This is a genomic window from Mesorhizobium sp. M1169 (genome assembly GCF_040318345.1).
GTDB lineage: Bacteria > Pseudomonadota > Alphaproteobacteria > Rhizobiales > Rhizobiaceae > Mesorhizobium.
On sequence record NZ_JAMYME010000023.1, the window covers coordinates 47,108 to 66,967 of the forward strand.

General features: G+C 61.7%; 25 protein-coding genes. 16 read left to right on the forward strand and 9 right to left on the reverse strand.

Translation table 11 applies throughout. From position 1 onward, the window contains the following. Complete coding sequence (locus tag NKH41_RS21295) at window positions 1-786, forward strand: alpha/beta hydrolase (protein WP_352933790.1); 786 nt, start codon at window positions 1-3, stop codon at window positions 784-786. A 14-nt stretch (window positions 787-800) separates the two neighbouring features. Here the strand turns inward: NKH41_RS21295 and queF are convergent, their stop codons facing one another. Then, window positions 801-1,262 carry a preQ(1) synthase gene (gene queF, locus NKH41_RS21300; protein ID WP_352933792.1) on the reverse strand — a complete coding sequence of 154 codons (462 nt, stop codon included), beginning with the start codon at window positions 1,260-1,262 and terminating at the stop codon, window positions 801-803. Window positions 1,263-1,375: 113 nt separating this feature from the next. On the opposite strand from queF, the gene NKH41_RS21305 reads away from it, so the two are divergent. Further along, a complete protein-coding gene (locus NKH41_RS21305) occupies window positions 1,376-3,421 on the forward strand; it encodes an oxidoreductase (protein WP_352473628.1) in 2,046 nt (681 codons plus the stop codon). A gap of 140 nt (window positions 3,422-3,561) precedes the next feature. On the opposite strand, the gene NKH41_RS21310 is transcribed toward NKH41_RS21305, so the two are convergent. After that, complete coding sequence (locus tag NKH41_RS21310; RefSeq protein ID WP_023674396.1) at window positions 3,562-3,969, reverse strand: hypothetical protein; 408 nt, start codon at window positions 3,967-3,969, stop codon at window positions 3,562-3,564. A 117-nt stretch (window positions 3,970-4,086) separates the two neighbouring features. Here NKH41_RS21310 and NKH41_RS21315 point away from each other — a divergent pair, with 117 nt between their 5' ends. The 3 genes from NKH41_RS21315 (at window position 4,087) to NKH41_RS21325 (ending at window position 5,289) form a co-directional block, all read left to right on the forward strand. Further along, window positions 4,087-4,512, forward strand: a complete 426-nt coding sequence (locus NKH41_RS21315) for a MarR family winged helix-turn-helix transcriptional regulator (RefSeq protein WP_352473629.1) — start codon at window positions 4,087-4,089, stop codon at window positions 4,510-4,512. Window positions 4,513-4,591: 79 nt separating this feature from the next. Next, window positions 4,592-4,834: a type II toxin-antitoxin system Phd/YefM family antitoxin gene (locus tag NKH41_RS21320; protein ID WP_352473667.1), complete on the forward strand. Its 243-nt coding sequence runs from the start codon at window positions 4,592-4,594 to the stop codon at window positions 4,832-4,834. A 17-nt stretch (window positions 4,835-4,851) separates the two neighbouring features. Beyond that, on the forward strand, window positions 4,852-5,289 hold the full coding sequence (locus NKH41_RS21325) for a type II toxin-antitoxin system VapC family toxin (protein WP_352774950.1): 438 nt from the start codon (window positions 4,852-4,854) through the stop codon (window positions 5,287-5,289). Between the two features lie 11 nt (window positions 5,290-5,300). Here NKH41_RS21325 and NKH41_RS21330 read toward each other — a convergent pair whose 3' ends face one another. Beyond that, a complete protein-coding gene (locus NKH41_RS21330; RefSeq protein ID WP_352473631.1) occupies window positions 5,301-7,373 on the reverse strand; it encodes a putative bifunctional diguanylate cyclase/phosphodiesterase in 2,073 nt (690 codons plus the stop codon). A gap of 265 nt (window positions 7,374-7,638) precedes the next feature. On the opposite strand from NKH41_RS21330, the gene NKH41_RS21335 reads away from it, so the two are divergent. The 3 genes from NKH41_RS21335 to NKH41_RS21345 are packed head-to-tail and all read left to right on the forward strand — an operon-like array spanning window position 7,639 to window position 10,551. Beyond that, window positions 7,639-8,826 (forward strand): glycine C-acetyltransferase, encoded by a 1,188-nt coding sequence (locus NKH41_RS21335; protein ID WP_352774953.1) that lies wholly within the window; start codon window positions 7,639-7,641, stop codon window positions 8,824-8,826. 48 nt (window positions 8,827-8,874) lie between these two features. Beyond that, complete coding sequence (gene tdh / locus NKH41_RS21340) at window positions 8,875-9,909, forward strand: L-threonine 3-dehydrogenase (protein ID WP_352452270.1); 1,035 nt, start codon at window positions 8,875-8,877, stop codon at window positions 9,907-9,909. An 18-nt stretch (window positions 9,910-9,927) separates the two neighbouring features. Next, on the forward strand, window positions 9,928-10,551 hold the full coding sequence (locus NKH41_RS21345; protein ID WP_352922641.1) for a DUF4304 domain-containing protein: 624 nt from the start codon (window positions 9,928-9,930) through the stop codon (window positions 10,549-10,551). Window positions 10,552-10,581: 30 nt separating this feature from the next. Here the strand turns inward: NKH41_RS21345 and NKH41_RS21350 are convergent, their stop codons facing one another. Then, entirely contained in the window at window positions 10,582-11,019 is a 438-nt protein-coding gene (locus NKH41_RS21350; protein WP_352473669.1) for a MarR family winged helix-turn-helix transcriptional regulator, read from the reverse strand. A 154-nt stretch (window positions 11,020-11,173) separates the two neighbouring features. On the opposite strand from NKH41_RS21350, the gene hmgA reads away from it, so the two are divergent. Genes hmgA through NKH41_RS21380 form a run of 6 tightly spaced genes read left to right on the forward strand, consistent with a single transcriptional unit; the run spans window position 11,174 to window position 15,600 of the window. After that, window positions 11,174-12,487 (forward strand): homogentisate 1,2-dioxygenase, encoded by a 1,314-nt coding sequence (gene hmgA / locus NKH41_RS21355; protein ID WP_352933795.1) that lies wholly within the window; start codon window positions 11,174-11,176, stop codon window positions 12,485-12,487. Between the two features lie 10 nt (window positions 12,488-12,497). Beyond that, complete coding sequence (locus tag NKH41_RS21360) at window positions 12,498-13,355, forward strand: MBL fold metallo-hydrolase (RefSeq protein ID WP_352617754.1); 858 nt, start codon at window positions 12,498-12,500, stop codon at window positions 13,353-13,355. Between the two features lie 2 nt (window positions 13,356-13,357). Then, window positions 13,358-13,711, forward strand: a complete 354-nt coding sequence (locus NKH41_RS21365) for a DUF7660 family protein (RefSeq protein ID WP_352933798.1) — start codon at window positions 13,358-13,360, stop codon at window positions 13,709-13,711. Window positions 13,712-13,728: 17 nt separating this feature from the next. After that, window positions 13,729-14,751, forward strand: coding sequence for a fumarylacetoacetate hydrolase family protein (locus tag NKH41_RS21370; protein WP_352933801.1), 1,023 nt, complete (start codon window positions 13,729-13,731; stop codon window positions 14,749-14,751). Next, entirely contained in the window at window positions 14,748-15,041 is a 294-nt protein-coding gene (locus NKH41_RS21375) for a hypothetical protein (RefSeq protein ID WP_352617748.1), read from the forward strand. The genes NKH41_RS21370 and NKH41_RS21375 overlap by 4 nt, the downstream gene beginning before the upstream one ends. A gap of 4 nt (window positions 15,042-15,045) precedes the next feature. Further along, complete coding sequence (locus tag NKH41_RS21380; RefSeq protein WP_352542355.1) at window positions 15,046-15,600, forward strand: DinB family protein; 555 nt, start codon at window positions 15,046-15,048, stop codon at window positions 15,598-15,600. On the opposite strand, the gene NKH41_RS21385 is transcribed toward NKH41_RS21380, so the two are convergent. The 3 genes from NKH41_RS21385 to hppD all read right to left on the reverse strand — a co-directional run bounded on the left by NKH41_RS21385 (window position 15,601) and on the right by hppD (window position 17,384). Continuing rightward, entirely contained in the window at window positions 15,601-15,978 is a 378-nt protein-coding gene (locus tag NKH41_RS21385; protein WP_352542356.1) for a type II toxin-antitoxin system VapC family toxin, read from the reverse strand. Next, window positions 15,975-16,199 (reverse strand): type II toxin-antitoxin system Phd/YefM family antitoxin, encoded by a 225-nt coding sequence (locus NKH41_RS21390; RefSeq protein ID WP_352473643.1) that lies wholly within the window; start codon window positions 16,197-16,199, stop codon window positions 15,975-15,977. Before NKH41_RS21390 ends, NKH41_RS21385 begins: the two co-directional genes overlap by 4 nt. A 69-nt stretch (window positions 16,200-16,268) precedes the next feature. Continuing rightward, complete coding sequence (hppD, locus tag NKH41_RS21395) at window positions 16,269-17,384, reverse strand: 4-hydroxyphenylpyruvate dioxygenase (RefSeq protein WP_352542358.1); 1,116 nt, start codon at window positions 17,382-17,384, stop codon at window positions 16,269-16,271. A gap of 141 nt (window positions 17,385-17,525) precedes the next feature. On the opposite strand from hppD, the gene NKH41_RS21400 reads away from it, so the two are divergent. Together NKH41_RS21400 and NKH41_RS21405 are read left to right on the forward strand one after the other, a co-directional pair. Continuing rightward, a complete protein-coding gene (locus NKH41_RS21400; RefSeq protein WP_023674409.1) occupies window positions 17,526-17,993 on the forward strand; it encodes an Lrp/AsnC family transcriptional regulator in 468 nt (155 codons plus the stop codon). 256 nt (window positions 17,994-18,249) lie between these two features. Next, on the forward strand, window positions 18,250-18,423 hold the full coding sequence (locus tag NKH41_RS21405; protein ID WP_352501459.1) for a hypothetical protein: 174 nt from the start codon (window positions 18,250-18,252) through the stop codon (window positions 18,421-18,423). Window positions 18,424-18,453: 30 nt separating this feature from the next. Here the strand turns inward: NKH41_RS21405 and NKH41_RS21410 are convergent, their stop codons facing one another. Continuing rightward, window positions 18,454-18,792, reverse strand: coding sequence for a protein tyrosine phosphatase family protein (locus NKH41_RS21410; RefSeq protein ID WP_352473646.1), 339 nt, complete (start codon window positions 18,790-18,792; stop codon window positions 18,454-18,456). A gap of 123 nt (window positions 18,793-18,915) precedes the next feature. Beyond that, entirely contained in the window at window positions 18,916-19,857 is a 942-nt protein-coding gene (gene aztC / locus NKH41_RS21415; protein WP_352473647.1) for a zinc ABC transporter substrate-binding protein AztC, read from the reverse strand. Between the last annotated feature and the right edge of the window lie 3 nt (window positions 19,858-19,860).

Here is a 19,860-nt window from a genome sequence, read left to right on the forward strand (position 1 = left end):
GTGGCCCGCGTCCCTCAGCAAAGCTTCACGCTGCCTGTGGGGTTACCGGTGGAGCGCATCGTTCTGAAGCGGGAGGGCGCGCCCGACCTTGCCGGTTGGGTGGCGGATCGGCAGGACAGTTGCGGAACAATCGTGCTGTTACACGGACGTGGTTCAAACAAGCTGGCCATGGTTCCACGAGCGAAGCTGCTTTTCGAAAGCGGCTACTCGATCGTGCTGTTCGATCTGTCGGGACATGGCGAAAGCGGCGGCGATATCAGAGGCTTTGGTTACATCGAACGGCAGGACGCCAGCCGCATCCTCGCCTTTGCCCGGCAACGCTTCGCCGGTCGCAAGGTGGCGGCCATCGGCTCGTCGCTCGGTGCGGCTGCTTTTGTATTTGGCGCTCAGCAGGAGCATGCCGACGCCTATGTCCTGGAGCAGCTCTACGCGACTTTGCTGGAAACCACGGCGTTGCGAGCGCCCTTGCCTATGTTGCGCGACGTACAGGCGACCATCCTCTTGGCGCAGATGCAGCTCCGCCTTGGCTTCGGGGTAGATGATGTCAGGCCGGTCGATCGCATCGGCGCGATTGATCGGCCGATATTGCTGCTAGCAGGCAATTCGGATCCGTTTGTCGCTCGCAGCCAGACACTGGCGTTGAAAGATGCGGCAGGCGCTGACGCAAAGCTGGTCTGGTTCGACGGCGCGCGGCATGTTGATCTCCATCGCTATGACCAACAGCGGTACCGCGACGCGGTGATGCCTTTCCTGGAGACCAACCTGTGCCGGACCGGGATCAGGTGAGCCGCTCCGTCCGATCAGCCGCGCCCGCGATAGGCGGCGACGCCGGTGTCGGGCAGCCACACACCTTCCGGCGGCGCGCCGGTTTGCCAGAACACGTCGATCGGAATGCCACCGCGCGGATACCAGTAGCCGCCGATGCGCAACCACAATGGCTTGGTCGCGGCGATGATGCGGCGGCCGATCATGACGGTGCATTCTTCGTGGAAGGCGCCATGGTTGCGAAACGAGGTCATGAACAGCTTGAGCGACTTCGATTCCACCAGCAGCGCATCGGGTGCGTAGTCGATGACGATATGGGCGAAGTCCGGCTGGCCGGTGACCGGGCAGAGCGAAGTGAATTCCGGGCAGGTGAAGCGAACGATGGCCGGCGGGCCGTCGCCGCGCGAAAACGGCACGGTTTCCAGGACTGCCGCTTCAGGGCTCTGTGGCGCCTCGACGTTGGTGCCGAGCTGGGTGAGGTTTTTCGTATCGGTCATGAGCAGGTTCCTTGCTGCATGTCGCCCAAAACTGCGCAGCGATTTTGGGACAGCGACATGCGTAAAAACAAAATTTGCCGCTCATTAGCACAATTTGAAACAGCAGGAAGACGATGACCAGCAACGACCCGCTCCTCCAGCCCTATCAGCTCAAGCATCTGATGCTGAAGAACCGGGTGATGTCGACCAGCCATGAGCCGGCCTATTCCGAGGACGGCATGCCGAAGGAACGCTACCGGCTCTACCATGCCGAAAAGGCCAAGGGCGGCATGGCGCTGACCATGACCGCCGGTTCGGCGATCGTCTCGCGCGACAGCCCGGCCGCTTTTGGCAATCTGCATGTCTATGACGACCGCATCGTGCCGTGGCTCGCCGAGCTTACCGATGCCTGCCACGAGCACGATTGCAAGGTGATGATACAGATCACCCATCTCGGCCGCCGCACCGGTTGGAACAAGGCCGACTGGCTGCCCGTGCTGTCGGCTTCGCCGGTGCGCGAACCGGCCCATCGCGCCTTTCCCAAGACTATCGAGGACTGGGATATCGAGCGCATCGTAGCCGACTATGCGGCGGCCGCGCAGCGCTGCCAGGCTGCCGGCCTCGACGGCATCGAGTTCGAAGCCTACGGCCATCTGATGGACGGTTTCTGGTCGCCGGCCACCAACCAGCGCGACGACGATTTCGGCGGCTCGCTCGACAACCGGCTGCGCTTCACCGGAATGGTGCTCGACGCGGTGCGTGCCGCGGTCGGCGAAAAGTTCGTCGTCGGCATCCGCATGGTCGCCGACGAGGATTTCGAGAAAGGCCTGTCGAAACAGGAGGGCGTCGAAATCGCCAGGCGGCTGGCCGGCTCCGGCAAGGTCGATTTCCTCAACATCATCCGTGGCTCGATCGAGACCGATGCGGCGCTGACCAAGGTCATCCCGGTGACCGGCATGCGGTCGTCGCCGCATCTCGACTTTGCCGGCGAGATCAGGGCAGCGACGAAATTCCCGACCTTCCATGCGGCGCGGATTTCCGACGTCGCCACCGCGCGTCACGCCATCGCCACCGGCAAGCTGGACATGGTCGGCATGACGCGCGCCCACATTGCCGACCCGCATATCGTCAAAAAAGTGATGGAGGGCCGCGAGCACGAGATCCGCCCTTGCGTCGGCGCCACCTATTGCCTCGACCGCATCTATGAGGGCGGCGAGGCGCTGTGCATCCACAATGCGGCGACGGGCCGCGAGGCTGATATCCCCCATATTATTCCGAAAACCGAGGGACCGAAGCGGAAGGTGGTCGTCGTCGGTGCCGGCGCCGGCGGGCTGGAGGCGGCGCGCGTCGCCGCCGAGCGCGGGCACCAGGTGACGGTGCTGGAAGCATCGAGCCAGGCCGGCGGCCAGGTGCGGCTGGCAACGCAAAACCCGCGCCGCAAGGAATTGATCGGCATCATCGACTGGCGCCTGGCCGAACTCGACCGGCTGGGCGTCGAGATCCGCTACGACAAATGGGCGGAGACGGACGACGTGCTGGCGCTGTCGCCGGACGTGGTGGTGGTCGCCACCGGCGGCCTGCCGCAGAACCCGCCTCTGACGGCGGGCGACGATCTCGTCACCTCGAGCTGGGACATCATGGCCGGCAGCGTCAAGCCGGCCGAGAACGTGCTGCTCTATGACGACAATGGCGGCCATCAGGGCATGGGTGCCGCCGAACTGATCGCCAATAGCGGCGCCAGGCTGGAGCTGGTTTCACCAGAGCGCTTCTTCGCCCCGGAAATGGGCGGCATGAATCATGTGCCCTACATGCGCGCCTTCCAGGAAAAGGGTGTCACGGTGACCATCAACACACGGCTACGTTCTGTGCGGCGTGAAGGCAACCAGCTGATCGCCGAGCTCGCCTCCGACTTCGCCGATGGCTGGCGCGGCGAGCGGCGGGTCGACCAGGTGGTGGTCGAGCACGGCACGCTGCCGCTCGACGATCTCTACCTGGCGCTGAAGCCGCTGTCGAAGAACGCCGGCGCGATCGATTACGAAAAACTGATCAATGGCGGCGACATCTTTCCTGCGCGCAATCCGCAAGGCGGTTTCGTCGTCTTTCGCATCGGCGACGCGGTAGCTTCACGCAATATCCACGCTGCGATCTATGACGGCATCAGGTTCGGCTTGCGAATCTGAGGAATATTTTGGATTGATTGGTGGCGCGCAGCCGAACCTCCGTACGGAGAGCCACCACGGTACGTCGGTCCGGTCTGCGCGCCGCGCACGCCGCCGGCCATCGCCGGGCACCGTACGATCTTGCGATTGCGGCAGGACGTTCAAAACATCCTGGCGGTGGCCATGCAGAACACGGTGATGACCAGCAGGCCGCCGGCGATGCGTTCGCCCTTTGTCATCTTGGCGCGCAACTGGGTTTGCTTCGCCGCATCAGCGCCGGCCAACTGCCTGCTGGCGGAACCCACCAGCGCGCCCTGAACCCCGGCGGCGATTAACGCCGTCAAGATGCCGAGCGCCAAGACCTTCTCCATCGAGCCGAAAGAGCCGTTGTGGAAGAAATACCACAGCAGCAAGCCGGTGAGGAAAACCACGCCGGCTGCGCCCATTTGCGGCCGGAAGAAACGTTCCGCCCTGATCTCCGGTTCGCGGGCGACCGCGATGGTGGTGCCGGCCCAGAACACGCCCGCCATGACGTGAAGGCCGAGGACGATGATGTAGACATATTGCATGACCGCATTTCCTCTCTTGCCCACCGCCAGGCATATCGATAGATATCAAATGATTAGATGTCAACGCATAAGCTCGAGCCGGTTCCATAGGCTTTGCCCTTGTTCTAGTGTCGGATCATGACACCCTTTGACCGCCCGCCGATCGGGATGAATCTCGCGCGCACCGCCAAGCTGGTTGCGCAGGCTTTCGACGCTGCCTTGGTCGAGGCAGGCGGCACGCTGCCGGTCTGGGTCACGTTGCTGTCGGTCAAGTCGCGGGAGCTGGCCAACCAACGCGAGCTCGCCGGCATGATCGGCATCCGGGGCGCAACGCTGACCCACCACCTCAACGCCATGGAGACGCAAGGCCTGCTGATGCGCCGCCGCGATCCCGAGAACCGCCGGGTTCACCAGGTGGAGCTGACCCAAGCCGGAGAAGCGCTGTTCCTGCAATTGCGCACCGCCGCGTTAGCCTTCGACAAGCGGCTGCGGAAAGGACTGTCCGACGACAGGCTGGCAGAGTTTGCACAGGTGCTGGCCGCGTTGCGGGCCAATGTCAGTTGATACCGATTGGACCGCAACCCTTGTTCCAAGCCGTCTGCAATGTTATATGACCATGGTAGTCATATGCGAGGGTGGCAACATGCGCGAAATTCAGTTGAAAGACGCCAAGGCGACGCTTTCGGCAGTCGTCGATCAGGCAGTTGCAGGAGAGCCTGCCATTATCACACGCCACGGTCGGAAGCAGGCCGTCATCCTGTCGTTCGAAGATTATCAGCGGCTGTCTCGGGTGCCGAGCTTCGGGCGGCTGCTGGCGGCTTTTCCCGGGGACAAGGACGACATTCCGCCTCGTTCCCGTAAGCCGGCTCGCAAGGTTGCGTTGTAGCGCGGCGACCAGCCCTGATGTTTCTGCTGGACACCAACATCATCTCGGCAATGGCTCCAGCCAGGAAGGTTGATCGGGCGGCGCTGATGGCATGGCTCGATATGGCGAGCGAATACCTGTTCCTATCCGTTGTGACTGCGTCCGAAATCGCGGCGGGGATAGCGAAGGCGGAGCGCGACGGCGCGACCACAAAGGCCGCGCTGCTACGCGACTGGTGGCAGGCAGTCGAGCACCTTTACGGGGCAAGGATTCTGCCCTTCGATTTGCGAGCCGCGCATGCCGCGGGTTCTATTCTTGATCGCGCAAGGGCTCATCGGCCGGGATTTGAAGATATAGCGATTGCTGCTACGGCCGAGCTTCACGGCCTGGTGATACTGACGGATAACGAGCGTCATTTCGCACCACTTGGGGTGCCGATGCTCAATCCGCTGAGAAACCTGCCGCCATTGCAGTAGTTCCGACTTTCCTACGCCCGGCAGCCCTGCAGCACCGTCAGCCTGGCCTTCTTGGGCGTTCGCGCCACCAGCCATTCGCGCACGCTGTCCGGCGGCATCGGGAAAGCGATGGAATAGCCTTGCACCTGGTCGCAGCCGATCGCCATCAGCGAGTCGAGCTCGGCTTCGGTTTCGGCGCCCTCGGCAACGATCGAGATGCCGAGACCGCGGGCGAGCTCGGTGAGGGCACGCACGATCTTGGTGTTGCCGCTGTTCTCGTTGATGTTCTGGACGAACCGGCGGTCGATCTTCAGCCGATCGATCTCGTTTGGATTGACATGGCTGAGCGATGCGTAGCCGGTGCCGAAATCATCGAGCTCAAGATGGATGCCGGCGGCGCGGATGTGCCGCAGCTTTGCCGCGATACCGGTCTTCTCGTCGTCGAGGATGACGGATTCGACGATCTCCAGCGACAGTTTGTGCGCTGGCAGGCCAGCCCTCTCCAGCATGTCGAACAGGAAGACTTCGAAATCTGTCTCGCGCAGCTCCGAGCCGGATACATTGACGGCGATCCGTCCGAAGGCGATGCCTGCGCGGTTCCATTCGGCTGCTTCGTCGATCGCCTTGGCGATGACGATGCGGCCGATCTCGGGCATGAGACCGCATTTTTCCGCGATCGGAATGAACTCGCCCGGCGCGATCATGCCGCGCTCGGCATGTCTCCAGCGAACCAGAGCCTCGATGCCGCTGATGGCGCCGTCCGACAGCGAGACTTGCGGCTGGAAATAGACTTCGAACGCCTTCTCCGAGATAGCGGTCCTGATATCGAGCTCGAGCTGCTTGCGATAATCGAGTTCGTGCCTCAGCTCCTCGGAGAAGAACGACAAGCTGCCGCCGCCCTGCTTCTTGGCGGAATACAGCGCCAGATCGGCATGGACGAGCAGATCCTGCGCATTATCGGCGTCGACAGGGTAGACCGCAATCCCGGCACTTACGCCCGGATGGATTGTCGTGCCTCGAAAGACGATCGGCTTGTTGAGCTTGGTCAGGATGCGCCGGGCGACGGTATCGATGTCCTCGGTGCTGCCGGCACCGTTGAGAATCATGACGAATTCATCGCCGCCGAGCCGCACGTTGAGATCCGACGTACGGCACGAATCACGCATGCGCTGCGCAGCCGCCACCAGCACATAATCGCCGGCGGCGTGGCCGAACGTGTCGTTGATCTGCTTGAACCGGTCGAGATCGAACTGCACCACGGCAACCCGTTCACGCCGTCGCCGCGCGGCATTGATCAGCGTATCGAAATGCTCGGTCAAAAAGGTGCGGTTGTGCAGGCCGGTCAGCCCGTCATGCACGGCGATAAAGGCCATGGAATTGCGCGCATCGACCAGCTCGCGCGTCCTGCGCAGGATGGCATTCGACATTGGCCTGAAAATGAAAAGCGCCACCAGCACGATGACGCCGATGGTCGAGTAGAACAATGTGCGGTTAAGATCGAGAAGTGTTTCGGATCGCTGGTCTGCAAAGGCACTGATGCGCTGGCCAAGTGCGGCATAGCCCGACAATGTTGCGTTGGCAACGGAAGCGTTCAGGTTGACGCGCTCCTCTCCGCCTTTGTAGCCACCATTGCCGGCCATGTTGAGCCGCGATTCGAATGACGAGATCAGGCGTTCGCCGTTGGCGATAAGCCCGACCGAGAAATAGTCGAGATGGTACGGCTTGGCGAAAAGTACGCTCTCGATCGATCTCGGATCGAACCTTGCCGGCGACGCCGGATCGGCGGCGGTCCGTTCGAGCAGCAGATCGTAGTTCTCCTCGAACTCCACCGTCGCTTGCTTGAGCGCGCTAACCAGGGCCGGCTGCTGGTCGCGTGAGGCGGTACCGGTGGCGCCGGCAAGGAAGACGATGCGCTGCGATAGGGCTTTTTGTGTGCTGACCACATCGAGCAGTGCCTGGTTGTGCTGCTGGGCCGCCATCATCTGCTGCAGCAGGATGAAGGAGGCCACGACCATGGCGGCGATGATCAGCAGAGCCAGCCAGTAGCCGGATTTGATCAGGAGTATGAGCCTGCCCGAAACGGCGTGCACCGGCTGCTGTGACATTTTCTGAGGCGGCCCTCTCGCCAACGAATTCTTGTGCGACAACCTTTGGCTTCAAAGTGTTAACAGGTTTGGGACGGCAGCATGCCGGCGGCGGCGACCGTGGCGAGAAACCCGCAAAGTGGTTATTGCAATCTTTCGCGGCGCCTCCGCATTTGAACATCGTGGCCTCTGCCGTGCCATTGCCGCCACCGAAGCGGTCGCTTTTGCGATGGATTTTTCGTCCGCGCGGCGCGACAGTCCTCATCGATCTCAACAGGGCCTGATCATGACCGAAGCATTCCTTTCCCACATCGACAGCGAGCTTGAAGGACTGAAATCGGCCGGCCTTTACAAATCGGAACGGGTGATAACCTCGACCCAATCGGCCGAGATCGAGGTCGGCGGCGAGAAGGTGCTGAATTTCTGCGCCAACAATTATCTCGGCCTCGCCGACAGCGCCGAACTGCGCGAGGCGGCCAAGCAGGCGCTCGACCGGTACGGCTACGGCATGGCATCCGTGCGCTTCATCTGCGGCACGCAGGAAGAACACAAGCAGCTCGAGGCGACCATTTCTGACTTCCTCGGCATGGAGGACACCATCCTCTACGGCTCCTGCTTCGACGCCAATGGCGGCCTGTTCGAGACGCTGCTCGGCGAGGAGGATGCGGTCATCTCCGATGCGCTGAACCACGCCTCGATCATCGACGGGGTACGGCTGTCGAAGGCAAAGCGCTTCCGCTACGCCAACAACGACATGGCCGATCTGGAGGCGCGGTTGAAAGAGGCGCGCGACTGTCGGTTCCGGCTGATCGCCACCGACGGCGTGTTCTCGATGGATGGCATCATCGCCAATCTGAAAGGCGTCTGCGACCTCGCCGACAAATACGATGCGATGGTCATGGTCGACGACAGCCATGCTGTTGGCTTCGTCGGCAGGAACGGCCGTGGCTCGGCCGAACATTGCGGCGTCGAGGGCAGGGTGGACATCATCACCGGTACGCTGGGCAAGGCATTGGGTGGCGCGTCCGGCGGCTACACGTCGGGCAGGAAGCAGGTGGTCGACTGGCTGCGCCAGCGCTCGCGCCCCTATCTGTTTTCCAACACGCTGATGCCGGCGATCGCTGGCGCTTCGATCCGGGTTTTCGAGATGATCCGCAATGGCGATGCGTTGCGCCAGCGCCTATATGCCAATGCGGCGCGGTTTCGCTCCGAGATGGGCAAGCTCGGTTTTACTCTGGCCGGCGCCGACCATCCGATCATCCCGGTGATGCTGGGCGACGCGACGCTGGCGCAGGAAGTGGCGGCGCGGATGCTGAAGCGCGGCATCTATGTCATCGGCTTCTCGTTCCCGGTGGTGCCGAAGGGCCAGGCGCGCATCCGCACGCAGATGTCGGCCGCCCATTCCGGCGCCGACATCGAACGCGCGGTTGGGGCGTTCGCCGCAGTCGGTCGCGAACTCGGCGTGATTTCCTGAGCGGCCGGATCAAGAGATTCAAGCGACTAAGGTTCTGGGGACAAAAGAATGTCGAACATGATGAAGGCGCTGGTCAAGGCCAAGGCCGAGCCGGGCATCTGGATGGAAGAAGTGCCGGTGCCGGAAATCGGTCCGAACGACGTGCTGATCAAGATCAGGAAGACGGCGATCTGCGGCACCGACGTACACATCTACAATTGGGACCAGTGGGCGCAAAAGACCGTGCCGGTGCCGATGGTAACCGGCCATGAATTTGTCGGAACCGTCGCCGATTTCGGCACGGCGGTGACCGAGTACAAACTCGGCCAGCGGGTTTCCGGAGAAGGCCATATCGTCTGCGGCCATTGCCGCAACTGCCGGGCGGGCAGGGGGCATCTGTGCCGCAACACGCTCGGCGTCGGCGTCAACCGGCCGGGCGCCTTTGGCGAATACCTTGCGATCCCGCAGCACAATGTCGTGCCCATCCCCGACGATGTGCCGGACGAGATCGCCGCCATCTTCGATCCCCTGGGCAATGCCGTCCACACGGCCTTGTCTTTCGATCTGGTCGGCGAGGACGTGCTGGTCACCGGCGCCGGGCCGATCGGCATCATGGGTGCACTGGTGGCGCAGTGCGTCGGCGCGCGAAAAGTGGTCATCACCGACATCAACCCGGTGCGCCTGGCACTGGCGAAAAAGCTCGGCGTCCAGCATGTCGTCGATGCGTCGAAGGAAAAGCTGCGCGACGTCATGCCGGCGCTCGGCATGACCGAGGGTTTTGACGTCGGCCTCGAAATGTCGGGTGCCGCACCTGCCTTCCGCGACATGATCGACACCATGAACAATGGCGGCAAGATTGCCATTCTCGGCATCGCGCCGACCGGCTTCGAGATCGACTGGAACAAGGTCATCTTCAAGATGCTGCATCTGAAAGGCATCTACGGCCGCGAGATGTTCGAGACCTGGTACAAGATGATCGCGCTGGTGCAGGGTCCTCTCGATGTCAGCGGCCTGATCACCCACCGCATCGGCATCGACGACTATATTTCGGGATTTGAGGCGATGAAGAGTGGCAATTCCGGCAAGGTGGTGATGGATTGGTGAGGCATATAGGGGTGCAAGATGGCGGATAGTGAGCACGGTCGCATCATTGCCTCGCAGGCAAAGATCGTACTGAAGCCCGCCGGATTTCAACGCAAAGGGAAGTCTCGAATCTGGATCGCCGATCGCGGCTTCTGGCTAAGTGTAGTCGAGTTCCAGCCCAGCTCTTGGTCCAAAGGCACTTACCTTAACGTAGCAGTCCACTGGCTCTGGGGTTCGCTCCCTGAAACAGTTACCTTCGATCGTCCTCAGCGCATTGGACAGTTCGTTCCGTTCGAGAGCCCGGCACAGTTTCTGCTCGCGGTTGATCAAATGGCCAAGAAGGCCGTCGAAATCGATCGGGTTCACCGATCAATGTTCCCTTCCGTGCAGGCGACAGCGACAATCCTCGTGAATGAATTGCAGCCGGGCGCCTACGGCGAGTGGGCGGCCTTCCACGCCGGGGTGGCGGCCGGTTTGGCTGGTGATTTTGAAACGGCAAGGCGGCTGTTTGAAAGCGCTCAGAGACATGCGGCTTCGCAGGCGCAGCTTCTCTTGGGCTACATCGATGATCCGATAGCATTTCGAAGCCGTGTCAGAGGCTTCATTGTAGCCGAACGCGCCTACTACGGTCTAGGAGCGTTACCTGCCGCAATAGCGATCTGATTTCTACGACGGTCAAACCCATGGAGGATTTCAACCCACTGTGAGTTTTGCCTCCAGCGCCGCTACCCCACTGACAATCGCCGCCCGCTCTTCCGCACCAAGCCTCTCCAGCAGCTCGCGCTCGAACTCCTTCGCCAGCGGCACCATTTCGCGATAGGCGGCAAGCCCCGCTTTGGTCAGCGTCAGATGCTCGACGCGACGGTCTTTCTCGTCTGGCGTGCGGGTCAGCCAGCGGCGCCGCTCGAGTTCGGCGACCGCGCGCGAAACCTTGGTCTTGTGCATGGCCGATTGCTCGCCGAGCGCCGTCGCCGTCATCGTGCCGTGCTGTCCAAGTCCCGCAAGCGTGCGCCATTCGGGCCGGGTCAGGCCGTGGCGGTCCTTGTATATCCTTGAGAATTCGCGGCTGACGGCATCGGCAAGCCGATAGAGCCGGTAAGGCAGGAAGGATTCCAGCTCGAGAATTTCCATGGTTGGCCCTGACTGGGCATGCTGGCGGCTCATGCCGAAATCACCGTTGATGGTTACATTTTCAATGGTTACAAATGAAACCGGTATGGTCAACTCGGAGCATCTTTGCGGATGCGCAAACGATGCTCCGAGACCATGAATTCGGGAGGATTCCATGGCCTATTCCTACATGCCGGGTTTCGGCAACGACTTCGAGACCGAGACTCTGCCGGGCTCGCTGCCGCAAGGGCGAAACTCGCCGCAGCGGCCGGCCTACGGCCTCTATGCCGAGCAGCTTTCGGGCTCTCCTTTCACCGCGCCGCGCGGCACCAATGAGCGCTCCTGGCTTTATCGGATAAGGCCGAGCGTCAGGCACACCGGTCGCTTCAAAGCGGCGAATTATCCGCTTTGGAAAAGCGCGCCGAACGTCGGCGACCATCAGCTCGCACTCGGCCAGTATCGCTGGAGCCCCGTGCCGATGCCGAAGGAACCGACCGATTTCATCGCCGGCATGCGCTCGATCACCACCGCCGGCGACGTGCTCGGCCAGACCGGCATGGCGGCACACGTCTATGTCGCCAATCGCTCGATGGTCGACGATCATTTCTTCAACGCCGACGGCGAGTTGCTGGTCGTGCCGCAGGTTGGAGCCTTGCGCTTCGTCACCGAGATGGGTGTTATCGAACTCAGGCCGGGCGAGATTGCCGTGCTGCCACGCGGCCTGGTGTTCAAGGTCGAACTGGTCGATCCGCATGTGCGCGGCTATGTCTGCGAGAATTACGGCGCCAAGCTGACGCTGCCGGATCGCGGTCCGATCGGCGCCAATTGCTTGGCCAATCCGCGCGATTTCAAGACGCCCTGCGCCTGGTTCGAGGACAAGGACACGCCCTGTCGGCTGATCGCGAAATGGTGTGGCCAGTTCCATGTCACCGAAATCGACCATTCGCCGCTGGATGTGGTGGCGTGGCACGGCAATTATTCGCCCTACAAATATGATCTTGCGACCTTTTCGCCGGTCGGTGCGATCCTGTTCGACCACCCCGATCCGTCGATCTTCACCGTGCTGACCGCGCCGAGCGGCGAGGAAGGCACCGCCAATATCGATTTCGTCATCTTCCCGCCGCGCTGGCTGGTCGCCGAAGATACGTTCCGCCCGCCCTGGTATCACCGCAACATCATGAGCGAGTTCATGGGCCTGATTCATGGTCAGTACGATGCCAAGGAAGAGGGCTTCGTGCCCGGCGGCATCAGCCTGCACAACATGATGCTGGCTCACGGACCCGATGCGTCTGGTTTCGAAAAAGCCTCGCGCGCGGAGCTGAAACCGGTCAAGCTCGACAACACCATGGCCTTCATGTTCGAGACGCGCTTTCCGCAAATGGTGACCCGCTATGGCGCCGAGCTCGAAACCCGGCAGGACAATTACATCGACTGCTGGGCCGGCCTGAAGAAGCGCTTCAACGGCACGCCAGAGGGCGACTGGTCTTGAGCGCCGTCGCGTGACGGATCGTCTGGTGCTTCTGGGTTCGAAGGGTGGCCCGGCGCTGCGACCCGGCGGCCCGTGGCCGAGTTCGTCGCTGCTGGAGATTGGCGGCCGCACCATCGTCGTCGATTGCGGGCTGGGCGTAACGCGCGGGCTGACCGATGCCGGCATCAGCCTGAAGGCGCTCGACCTGATCTTCATCACGCATTTGCACTCCGACCATGTTCTGGAACTCGGACCTCTCATCCACACCGCCTGGACCGCCGGCCTGGCGGCGCCCGTCACTTTGTTCGGCCCGCCCGGCATCGGCCATTATTGGCAGCGCTTTTGCCAGGCGATGGAGTTCGACATCGAGATCCGCATCGCCGATGAAGGCAGGCCGGATCTCCGCGACCTGGTCTCGATCGTCGAATTTGGTGAAGGCCAGGTGGCCGAAGAGCGCGGTCTCAAAATATCGGCGCTGCGTGTCGACCACCCGCCGGTGACGGACTGCTTTGCGCTGCGCTTCGATCATGCGGGGCAAGGCATCGTCTTTTCGTCGGATACGGCGTTCTTTCCGCCATTGGCGGATTTCGCCGAGGGCGCCGACATTCTGGTCCACGAGGCCATGCTGGAAGAAGGCATCGAGCGGCTGGTCGCGAAGACCGGCAACGGCGCAAGGCTGAGGGAACACCTGCTTGCCAGCCATAGCTTTGCCGAAGAGGCGGGCCGCATTGCTAGTGATGCCAAAGTCAAAAGGCTAGTCGTCAACCACCTCATTCCGGCCGACGATCCCGAGATCGGCGAGGCCGACTGGATTGCCGCCGTCAGGAAAACATGGGCCGGCGACTTGACGATCGCCCGCGACGGCCTTGTTGTGGGGCTTGGGGAGTGAAGATGGCCAACGACAAGCTTTCGGAAGAGGTGCGAAAATCCGAGGAGACATCCTGGGCGCAGCTCTCCTTGTTTCTCGACAGGGTGGAAGACCTGCCGTCTTTCGTCCGGTTCGTCGATGCGCTGCGAAACGACCGTGAGGACGCCGACCGTAAGGAGGCGTTGCGGTCGGCAGGACCTGACATCAGCTGGAATGGCTGGGAAAACAATTCGTTAGCCACTTTTCTTGAGTCGGCTGTCGCTTGGGCCGTCACCTGGAGCAAAGACAGTCGGCGCGGCGACCCGGCGTTTCTAGCGGATGAAAATCCTTGGAAAGCCGCGGCCAGAATTATCTATGCCGGCAAATATTACGAATAAACGCCTTGGGAGGAAGCATGAAGCTTGCCACATTGAAGGACGGGACGCGCGACGGAAAGCTCATCGTCGTCTCGCGCGACCTGACGCGGTTTACCGATGCTTCGTTCCTGGTGCGGACGCTGCAGGCCGCGCTCGACGACTGGCATCGCATCGCGCCGCATCTCGCTGCGATGGCCGAATCGCTGGAGAATAATGCGGTGCCGTCTGCCCGCTTTCACGAACATGACGCTCATTCGCCGCTGCCGCGCGCCTACCAATGGGCCGACGGCTCGGCCTATGTGAACCACGTCGAGCTGGTGCGAAAGGCGCGCGGCGCCGAGATGCCGGCAAGCTTCTGGACCGATCCGCTGATCTACCAGGGCGGCTCGGACGCTTTCCTCGCACCGCGCGACCCGATCCGCATGGTCGACGACGCCCTTGGCATCGACATGGAAGGCGAGGTCGCCGTCATCGTCGACGACGTGCCGATGGGCGCAAGCCTCGACGAGGCGAGGGCGGCGATCCGGCTGGTCTTGCTGGTCAACGATGTAACGCTGCGCGGCCTGACCGGACCCGAGCTCGCCAAGGGGTTCGGCTTCTACCAGTCGAAACCGTCATCTGCCTTTTCGCCGGTTGCGGTGACGCCGGACGAGCTGGGCGATGCCTGGGACGGCGGCAAGGTCAGCCTGCCGCTGCTGGTCGATCTCAACGGCAAGCCGTTCGGCCGGGCGAACGCCGGCATCGACATGACCTTCGACTTTCCGGCGCTGATTGTTCACGCCGCAAAAACGCGGCCGCTGGCCACCGGCACCATCGTCGGTTCGGGCACCGTCTCCAACAAGCTCGACGGCGGGCCGGGCAAGCCTGTCTCGGCGGGCGGCGCCGGCTATTCCTGCGTCGCCGAGCTGCGTATGATCGAGACCATCGAAACCGGCGAACCGAAAACGCCGTTCCTGCGCTTTGGCGATAGCGTGCGCATCGAGATGAAGGACAGGGGTGGGCATTCGATCTTCGGCGCCATCGAGCAGAGGGTCGAGAAGTACGAGGGGGCAAGAGAATGACGGGCGAGACATTCTATCTGCTGTGCGGTGTCTGGGCCCTTGTCATGCTGGCGATCTTCATCCTGGCGATCCGCCTGAGCTATCGCATCGAGGCGCGCTCGCCAGGCCTGACCAACCGCAGCGGCTTTCCGCGCAAGGCGATGATGTTTCACACCGTCACCAACACGAATGTCGCGCTGGACCAGGAAACGCAAGCCATGCGGCGGCACATGATCGGGCTGCTGCTGATTGTTTTGGCTGGGTTTGCGCTTCTATGGGCGGGTGTGTCGCTATTCCGGGTCGCGCCGTGAAGTCATGGACCTGCTGAACCATTTCCGGCGCATGGCAGCCAACAATCTGTGGTCCAACGACCGGCTCTACCGCGCCGTGCTGCAGCTTGAGCCCGGCGAATTCGAAGCCGAACGGACGAGCTTCTTTCCGTCGATCAAGGCAACGCTGAACCACATCCTGGCGGTCGATCACCTCTATCTCGATTTTCTCGAAGAGGGCGGCGTCGGCGCCGCCGCCCATGACGATTTTGTGCCGTTCAATGATGCCAAGGCGCTTTTTGTTGCACAGGCGGAGGCCGATCGGCGGCTGATCGCCTTTTGCGGCCGCCTGTCGGCGGACGATCTCGAGCGCCGCGTTCTCACCGACCGGCGCGAGGACGGCATGATACCGGAACGGATCGGTGACCTGCTCGCCCATCTCTTCATCCACGACATCCATCATCGCGGCCAGGTGCACGCGATGCTATCCGGCACCTCGGTGAAACCGCCGCAACTCGACGAGTTCTTGCTCGGCTATGATCTGAAACTCAGGAAAGCGGAGGTTGAGCGGCTGGGCTTGCGAGACCAACTGCTTGGATAATCATGCCAAAGCCACATCGTAACGAGCGAAATGCGGGTCGGATGTCAGGATGGTGAGGTTCTCCACTTGCGCCTGCGCAATCAGAAGTCTGTCGAACGGATCACCATGGTGGTGGGGTAGGCCGCCGACGGCGTTCGCGTGCTGGAAGGTTACGGCGAGCGGCTGAAATTGCATCCTTGGAAGCAGCGCTGGCAGATCGTCCGGCGCATTAAGTTTTCTGATCGAACGTTTGATGGCAATTTCCCAGACGCTTGCCGCGCTCGCGAACACCACCGCTTCCGAAGCCAGAATGACGCGGTGGTGCTCGCTAAGACGTCGATCGTCCGAAATCGACCAGAGGATGATGTGTGTGTCGGCGAGAAACGGGCCGACCGTCATTTCACGTACTCATCCCACTCGGGACCGAGTTCATCAAAATCGTCCGCAATCCAGATCTTGCCCTTCAACGCGCCTATACGCGGCAGGGGTTCGGCCACTGCCGGAGGTACGATACGCGCCGCCGCCTTGCCGTGGCGTGTGAGCACGATCTCCTCGCCGGCTTCCGCGCGGCTGACGAGTTCCGACAATTTGGCCTTGGCTTCGGCAATTGAAACATTCATGGTCAGACCTCTTATGACCAGAATTTAGGTCATAATTGATCAAACCACAAGGCACCTCGGCCGAGTTGGCTACGCTGCCTTGCCGTCCACCTTCAGCACGCCGCGCTTGATCTGGTCCTGCTCGATCGATTCGAACAAGGCGCGGAAATTGCCCTCGCCAAAGCCTTCGTCGCCCTTCCTCTGGATGAACTCGAAGAAGATCGGGCCGATCACTGTCCTGGAAAAGATCTGCAGCAGGATCTTGGTCGTGCCGCCGTCGACGACGCCTTCGCCGTCGATCAGGATACCGTGCTTCTTCATGCGCTCGATCGGCTCTTCATGGCCGTTCACGCGGGCATAAGACATGTCGTAATAGGTCTCCGGCGGGCCCGGCATGAACTTCAGGCCGTTGGCGGCGAGCCTGTCGGTGCCGCCGTAGATGTCGTCGGTGCCGACGGCGATGTGCTGGATGCCCTCGCCATTATACTTCTTCAGATATTCGGCGATCTGGCTGGTCTCGTCCTTGGACTCGTTGAGCGGAATGCGGATCTTGCCGCAGGGCGAGGTGATGGCGCGGCTGACCAGGCCGGTGATCTTGCCGTCGATGTCGAAGAAATGGATCTGTTTGAAGCCGAACAGGTCGCGATAGAAATCCCACCATTTGTCCATCTGGCCGCGATAGACATTGTGGGTGAGGTGGTCGAGGTAATAGAAGCCGACGCCTTCCGGCTTCGGGTCACGCTCGCCCAGCCAGTCGAACTCGGCATCATAGGCCGAGCCCTTCTCGCCGTAGGTTTCGATGAAATAGAGCAGAGACCCGCCGATACCGACGATCGCCGGCACATCGAGCGTCTTGTCGTTGCCTTCATAGGGCGTCGCGCCCTTGGCCACCGCGTGATCGAAGGCATGCCTTGCATCGACCACCCGCCACGCCATCGAGGCGGCGCAAGGGCCGTGCTTGTCGACGAATTTCATGGCATGCGAGCCGGGTTCGGCATTGACGACATAGTTGATGTCGCCCTGCCGCCAGACGGTGATGTCCTTGCTGCGGTGCTTGGCCACCGGCACATAGCCCATGCGGGTGAACAACTCGGCGAGCTTTTCCGGCTTGGCATGCGCGAATTCGACGAACTCGAAGCCGTCGGTACCGGCGGGATTGGTTTTGCTGATCGTGGCGGGCGGTGCGTCGTGCGGGAAGGGACCCATGGCAGTGTCCTCCAAAGCTGTTGTTGGCCGGGAAAAGCCATCTCAACACAATGATAACGCGGACGCGGTGCATGGTGCTTGCATTCAAACGCTTGAAATGATCAGATAATGCGTGAATTGTGCATATGTTTGGAAAAATCCATGGATGAGGCGCGCATCGACCAGTTTGACCGCAAGATAATGGCTCTATTGCAGGGCGATGCACGGCTGACCAACAACGATCTGTCGGAACGGGTGAACCTGTCCGCGTCGCAGTGCTCGCGTCGTCGCCAGCGGCTGGAGGAGGACGGCTATATCAAGGGTTACCGGGCGGTGCTCGACCGCGACAAGCTCGGTTTTTCCCTGGTCAATGTCATCTCGGTGACGCTCGCCACCCACAACCGCGACAATGCGCGGCGCTTCGGCGAATTGGTGGCGCGGCTGCCGCAAGTGCAGGAAGCGCACGCGCTGACCGGCGAGATGGATTATATATTGAAAGTGGTGACGCCCGATCTCAAATCATTGTCGGAGTTCGTCAACGGCGTGCTGCTGCCGCACGAATCGGTGCAGCATGTGAAGACGGCGATCGTGCTGGAGACGCTGAAGGAAACCGGCGCGCTGCCGATTTGAGCGGCGTTCGCTGTCAATTTGATGTCTGCATTCGAAAGGTCTATGACAAAGCTGAACAACCAAGTTGTGGTCGTCCATGTCTAACTTTCAGCTTGCCGGGATTGCTCTCTTTTTTGTTGGACTGGTGCCGTGCACGATCGGCGGCCTGATCCACCTCGCAAATCATCCCAAGAATTGGGATTCACTTCTCCTAAATACCAATTGGTCCTGGAGGCCTAGAGCTCGCGTATGGGATCTCAAAGCTTATGACTGGAGCATGTTCACCTATTCGAAGTCGCGCTGGTGGTGCCTCACCGGCTACCCAATCGGCCTCGCGGGCTTCGTCCTGCTGGTGATCAGCACGTTTCCGCTTGGCTTTCTCGCGCTATTCGTCGCTCTCAGCGTGGTTTTCTTCGGTGTGCTCAGTCTGGTCGGCGAGCAGCGCCCGTAGCACACACGCTCATCCCGGCGAGTGGGCCTCTCACCCCTTCGACTGCTTGATCAGCCCATAGAGATTGGTGCAGCGGGCGCCGGAGCGGCAATAGGCGAAGACCGGGCTTTCGAGTTCGTCAAGCGCCTCGGCCTGGTCTTCGACATTCTCGGCGGTGATCTGGCCGCTGATGACAGGGATGTAGCGGAAGGCGAGCCCGGCGCCCTCGACTGCCGCTTTGACGGTGTCGGCCGATGGCTGGCCGGGCTGCTCGTCGTCTGGCCGGTTGCAGATCACGCTCTTGAAGCCGGCGGCCTTGATGGTCGCGACATCTTCGGGCTGGATCTGGCCGGAGACCGAATAGTCCTCGCTGATCTGACGGTATTCCATGGCTGGGGTCCTCACAATCTGGCTAGCGGCAGTCTTGCCACTCCCGGACCCGGTCGGCAACCGCCATTAGATAGAAATCCGGCCGGGCAATTTCAGCCCGACCGGATGGAGTGACTAGACAGCTCAGCTGCCGAGGATCGCGCCTTTGATCTGGGCGATGTTGTTGTGCATCAGGTCGATATAGGTCGCGGCCGGGCCGTCGGGCTGCGACAACGCATCGGAATAGAGCGTGCCGCCCACCTTGATGCCGGTCTCGCTGGCGATCTGCTCGATCAGCCGCGGGTTGGTGATGTTCTCGACGAAGATCGCCGCCGCCTTGTCCTGCTTCACCTGGCTGACCAGCTTGGCGACGTCGGCGGCGGAGGGCTCCGACTCGGTCGACACGCCTTCCGGGGCCAGGAACGTCAAGCCGTAGGCCTGCTCGAAATAGCCGAAGGCGTCATGCGAGGTGATGACGACGCGCTTCTCCTGCGGGATCGACTGGATCGCCGCCTGCACTTCGCCCTCAAGCGCCTCGAGCTTTTGCGTATAAGCGGCTGCATTGGCCTTGTAGCTGTCGCAACCCGCAGCGTCGGCCGTGCAAAAGGCGTCGGCGATGTTCTTCACATAGATCTTGGCATTGGCGATCGACTGGAAGGCATGCGGATCGGTGACCGTCTTGCCGCCATCGGTTTCCGCGCCTTCGGCGGCATCGGCCTCGGCGAATTCGGGTTTGAAATTGATCGGCGTGACCCCCTTGGTCAGCACGGCAATCGAAGCCTTGGTGGCGCTGGCGTCGACCAGGCGCTGCAGAAAACCTTCGAAATGCAGGCCGTTGACCAGCACGATGTCGGCCTTGGCCATCGTCACAGCATCGGCGGGGCTCGGCTCGTAGACGTGGGCGTCGCCGTCCGGCCCGACGATGGTGGTCAGATCGATGCGGTCGCCGCCGACATTCTTGGCGAAATCGGCGATGATCGTGAAGCTGGCGACCACTTTCAACGGCTCTGCGAAGGCCGAAGATGCGCCAAAGGCGGTTAATGTTATAACGCTCACGGCCAAAGCGGCGCGGATCGATTTCAGCATGGA

What these genes read in the sequence shown, in the direction of transcription:
- queF (WP_352933792.1), bottom strand. Translation starts at nt 1,262, where the DNA reads ATGACCGATACGAAAAACCTCACCCAGCTCGGCACCAACGTCGAGGCG.
- NKH41_RS21305 (WP_352473628.1), top strand. Translation starts at nt 1,376, where the DNA reads ATGACCAGCAACGACCCGCTCCTCCAGCCCTATCAGCTCAAGCATCTG.
- NKH41_RS21310 (WP_023674396.1), bottom strand. Translation starts at nt 3,969, where the DNA reads ATGCAATATGTCTACATCATCGTCCTCGGCCTTCACGTCATGGCGGGC.
- NKH41_RS21315 (WP_352473629.1), top strand. Translation starts at nt 4,087, where the DNA reads ATGACACCCTTTGACCGCCCGCCGATCGGGATGAATCTCGCGCGCACC.
- NKH41_RS21320 (WP_352473667.1), top strand. Translation starts at nt 4,592, where the DNA reads ATGCGCGAAATTCAGTTGAAAGACGCCAAGGCGACGCTTTCGGCAGTC.
- NKH41_RS21325 (WP_352774950.1), top strand. Translation starts at nt 4,852, where the DNA reads ATGTTTCTGCTGGACACCAACATCATCTCGGCAATGGCTCCAGCCAGG.
- NKH41_RS21330 (WP_352473631.1), bottom strand. Translation starts at nt 7,373, where the DNA reads ATGTCACAGCAGCCGGTGCACGCCGTTTCGGGCAGGCTCATACTCCTG.
- NKH41_RS21335 (WP_352774953.1), top strand. Translation starts at nt 7,639, where the DNA reads ATGACCGAAGCATTCCTTTCCCACATCGACAGCGAGCTTGAAGGACTG.
- tdh (WP_352452270.1), top strand. Translation starts at nt 8,875, where the DNA reads ATGTCGAACATGATGAAGGCGCTGGTCAAGGCCAAGGCCGAGCCGGGC.
- NKH41_RS21345 (WP_352922641.1), top strand. Translation starts at nt 9,928, where the DNA reads ATGGCGGATAGTGAGCACGGTCGCATCATTGCCTCGCAGGCAAAGATC.
- NKH41_RS21350 (WP_352473669.1), bottom strand. Translation starts at nt 11,019, where the DNA reads ATGGAAATTCTCGAGCTGGAATCCTTCCTGCCTTACCGGCTCTATCGG.
- hmgA (WP_352933795.1), top strand. Translation starts at nt 11,174, where the DNA reads ATGGCCTATTCCTACATGCCGGGTTTCGGCAACGACTTCGAGACCGAG.
- NKH41_RS21365 (WP_352933798.1), top strand. Translation starts at nt 13,358, where the DNA reads ATGGCCAACGACAAGCTTTCGGAAGAGGTGCGAAAATCCGAGGAGACA.
- NKH41_RS21370 (WP_352933801.1), top strand. Translation starts at nt 13,729, where the DNA reads ATGAAGCTTGCCACATTGAAGGACGGGACGCGCGACGGAAAGCTCATC.
- NKH41_RS21375 (WP_352617748.1), top strand. Translation starts at nt 14,748, where the DNA reads ATGACGGGCGAGACATTCTATCTGCTGTGCGGTGTCTGGGCCCTTGTC.
- NKH41_RS21380 (WP_352542355.1), top strand. Translation starts at nt 15,046, where the DNA reads ATGGACCTGCTGAACCATTTCCGGCGCATGGCAGCCAACAATCTGTGG.
- NKH41_RS21385 (WP_352542356.1), bottom strand. Translation starts at nt 15,978, where the DNA reads ATGACGGTCGGCCCGTTTCTCGCCGACACACACATCATCCTCTGGTCG.
- NKH41_RS21390 (WP_352473643.1), bottom strand. Translation starts at nt 16,199, where the DNA reads ATGAATGTTTCAATTGCCGAAGCCAAGGCCAAATTGTCGGAACTCGTC.
- hppD (WP_352542358.1), bottom strand. Translation starts at nt 17,384, where the DNA reads ATGGGTCCCTTCCCGCACGACGCACCGCCCGCCACGATCAGCAAAACC.
- NKH41_RS21400 (WP_023674409.1), top strand. Translation starts at nt 17,526, where the DNA reads ATGGATGAGGCGCGCATCGACCAGTTTGACCGCAAGATAATGGCTCTA.
- NKH41_RS21405 (WP_352501459.1), top strand. Translation starts at nt 18,250, where the DNA reads ATGTTCACCTATTCGAAGTCGCGCTGGTGGTGCCTCACCGGCTACCCA.
- NKH41_RS21410 (WP_352473646.1), bottom strand. Translation starts at nt 18,792, where the DNA reads ATGGAATACCGTCAGATCAGCGAGGACTATTCGGTCTCCGGCCAGATC.
- aztC (WP_352473647.1), bottom strand. Translation starts at nt 19,857, where the DNA reads ATGCTGAAATCGATCCGCGCCGCTTTGGCCGTGAGCGTTATAACATTA.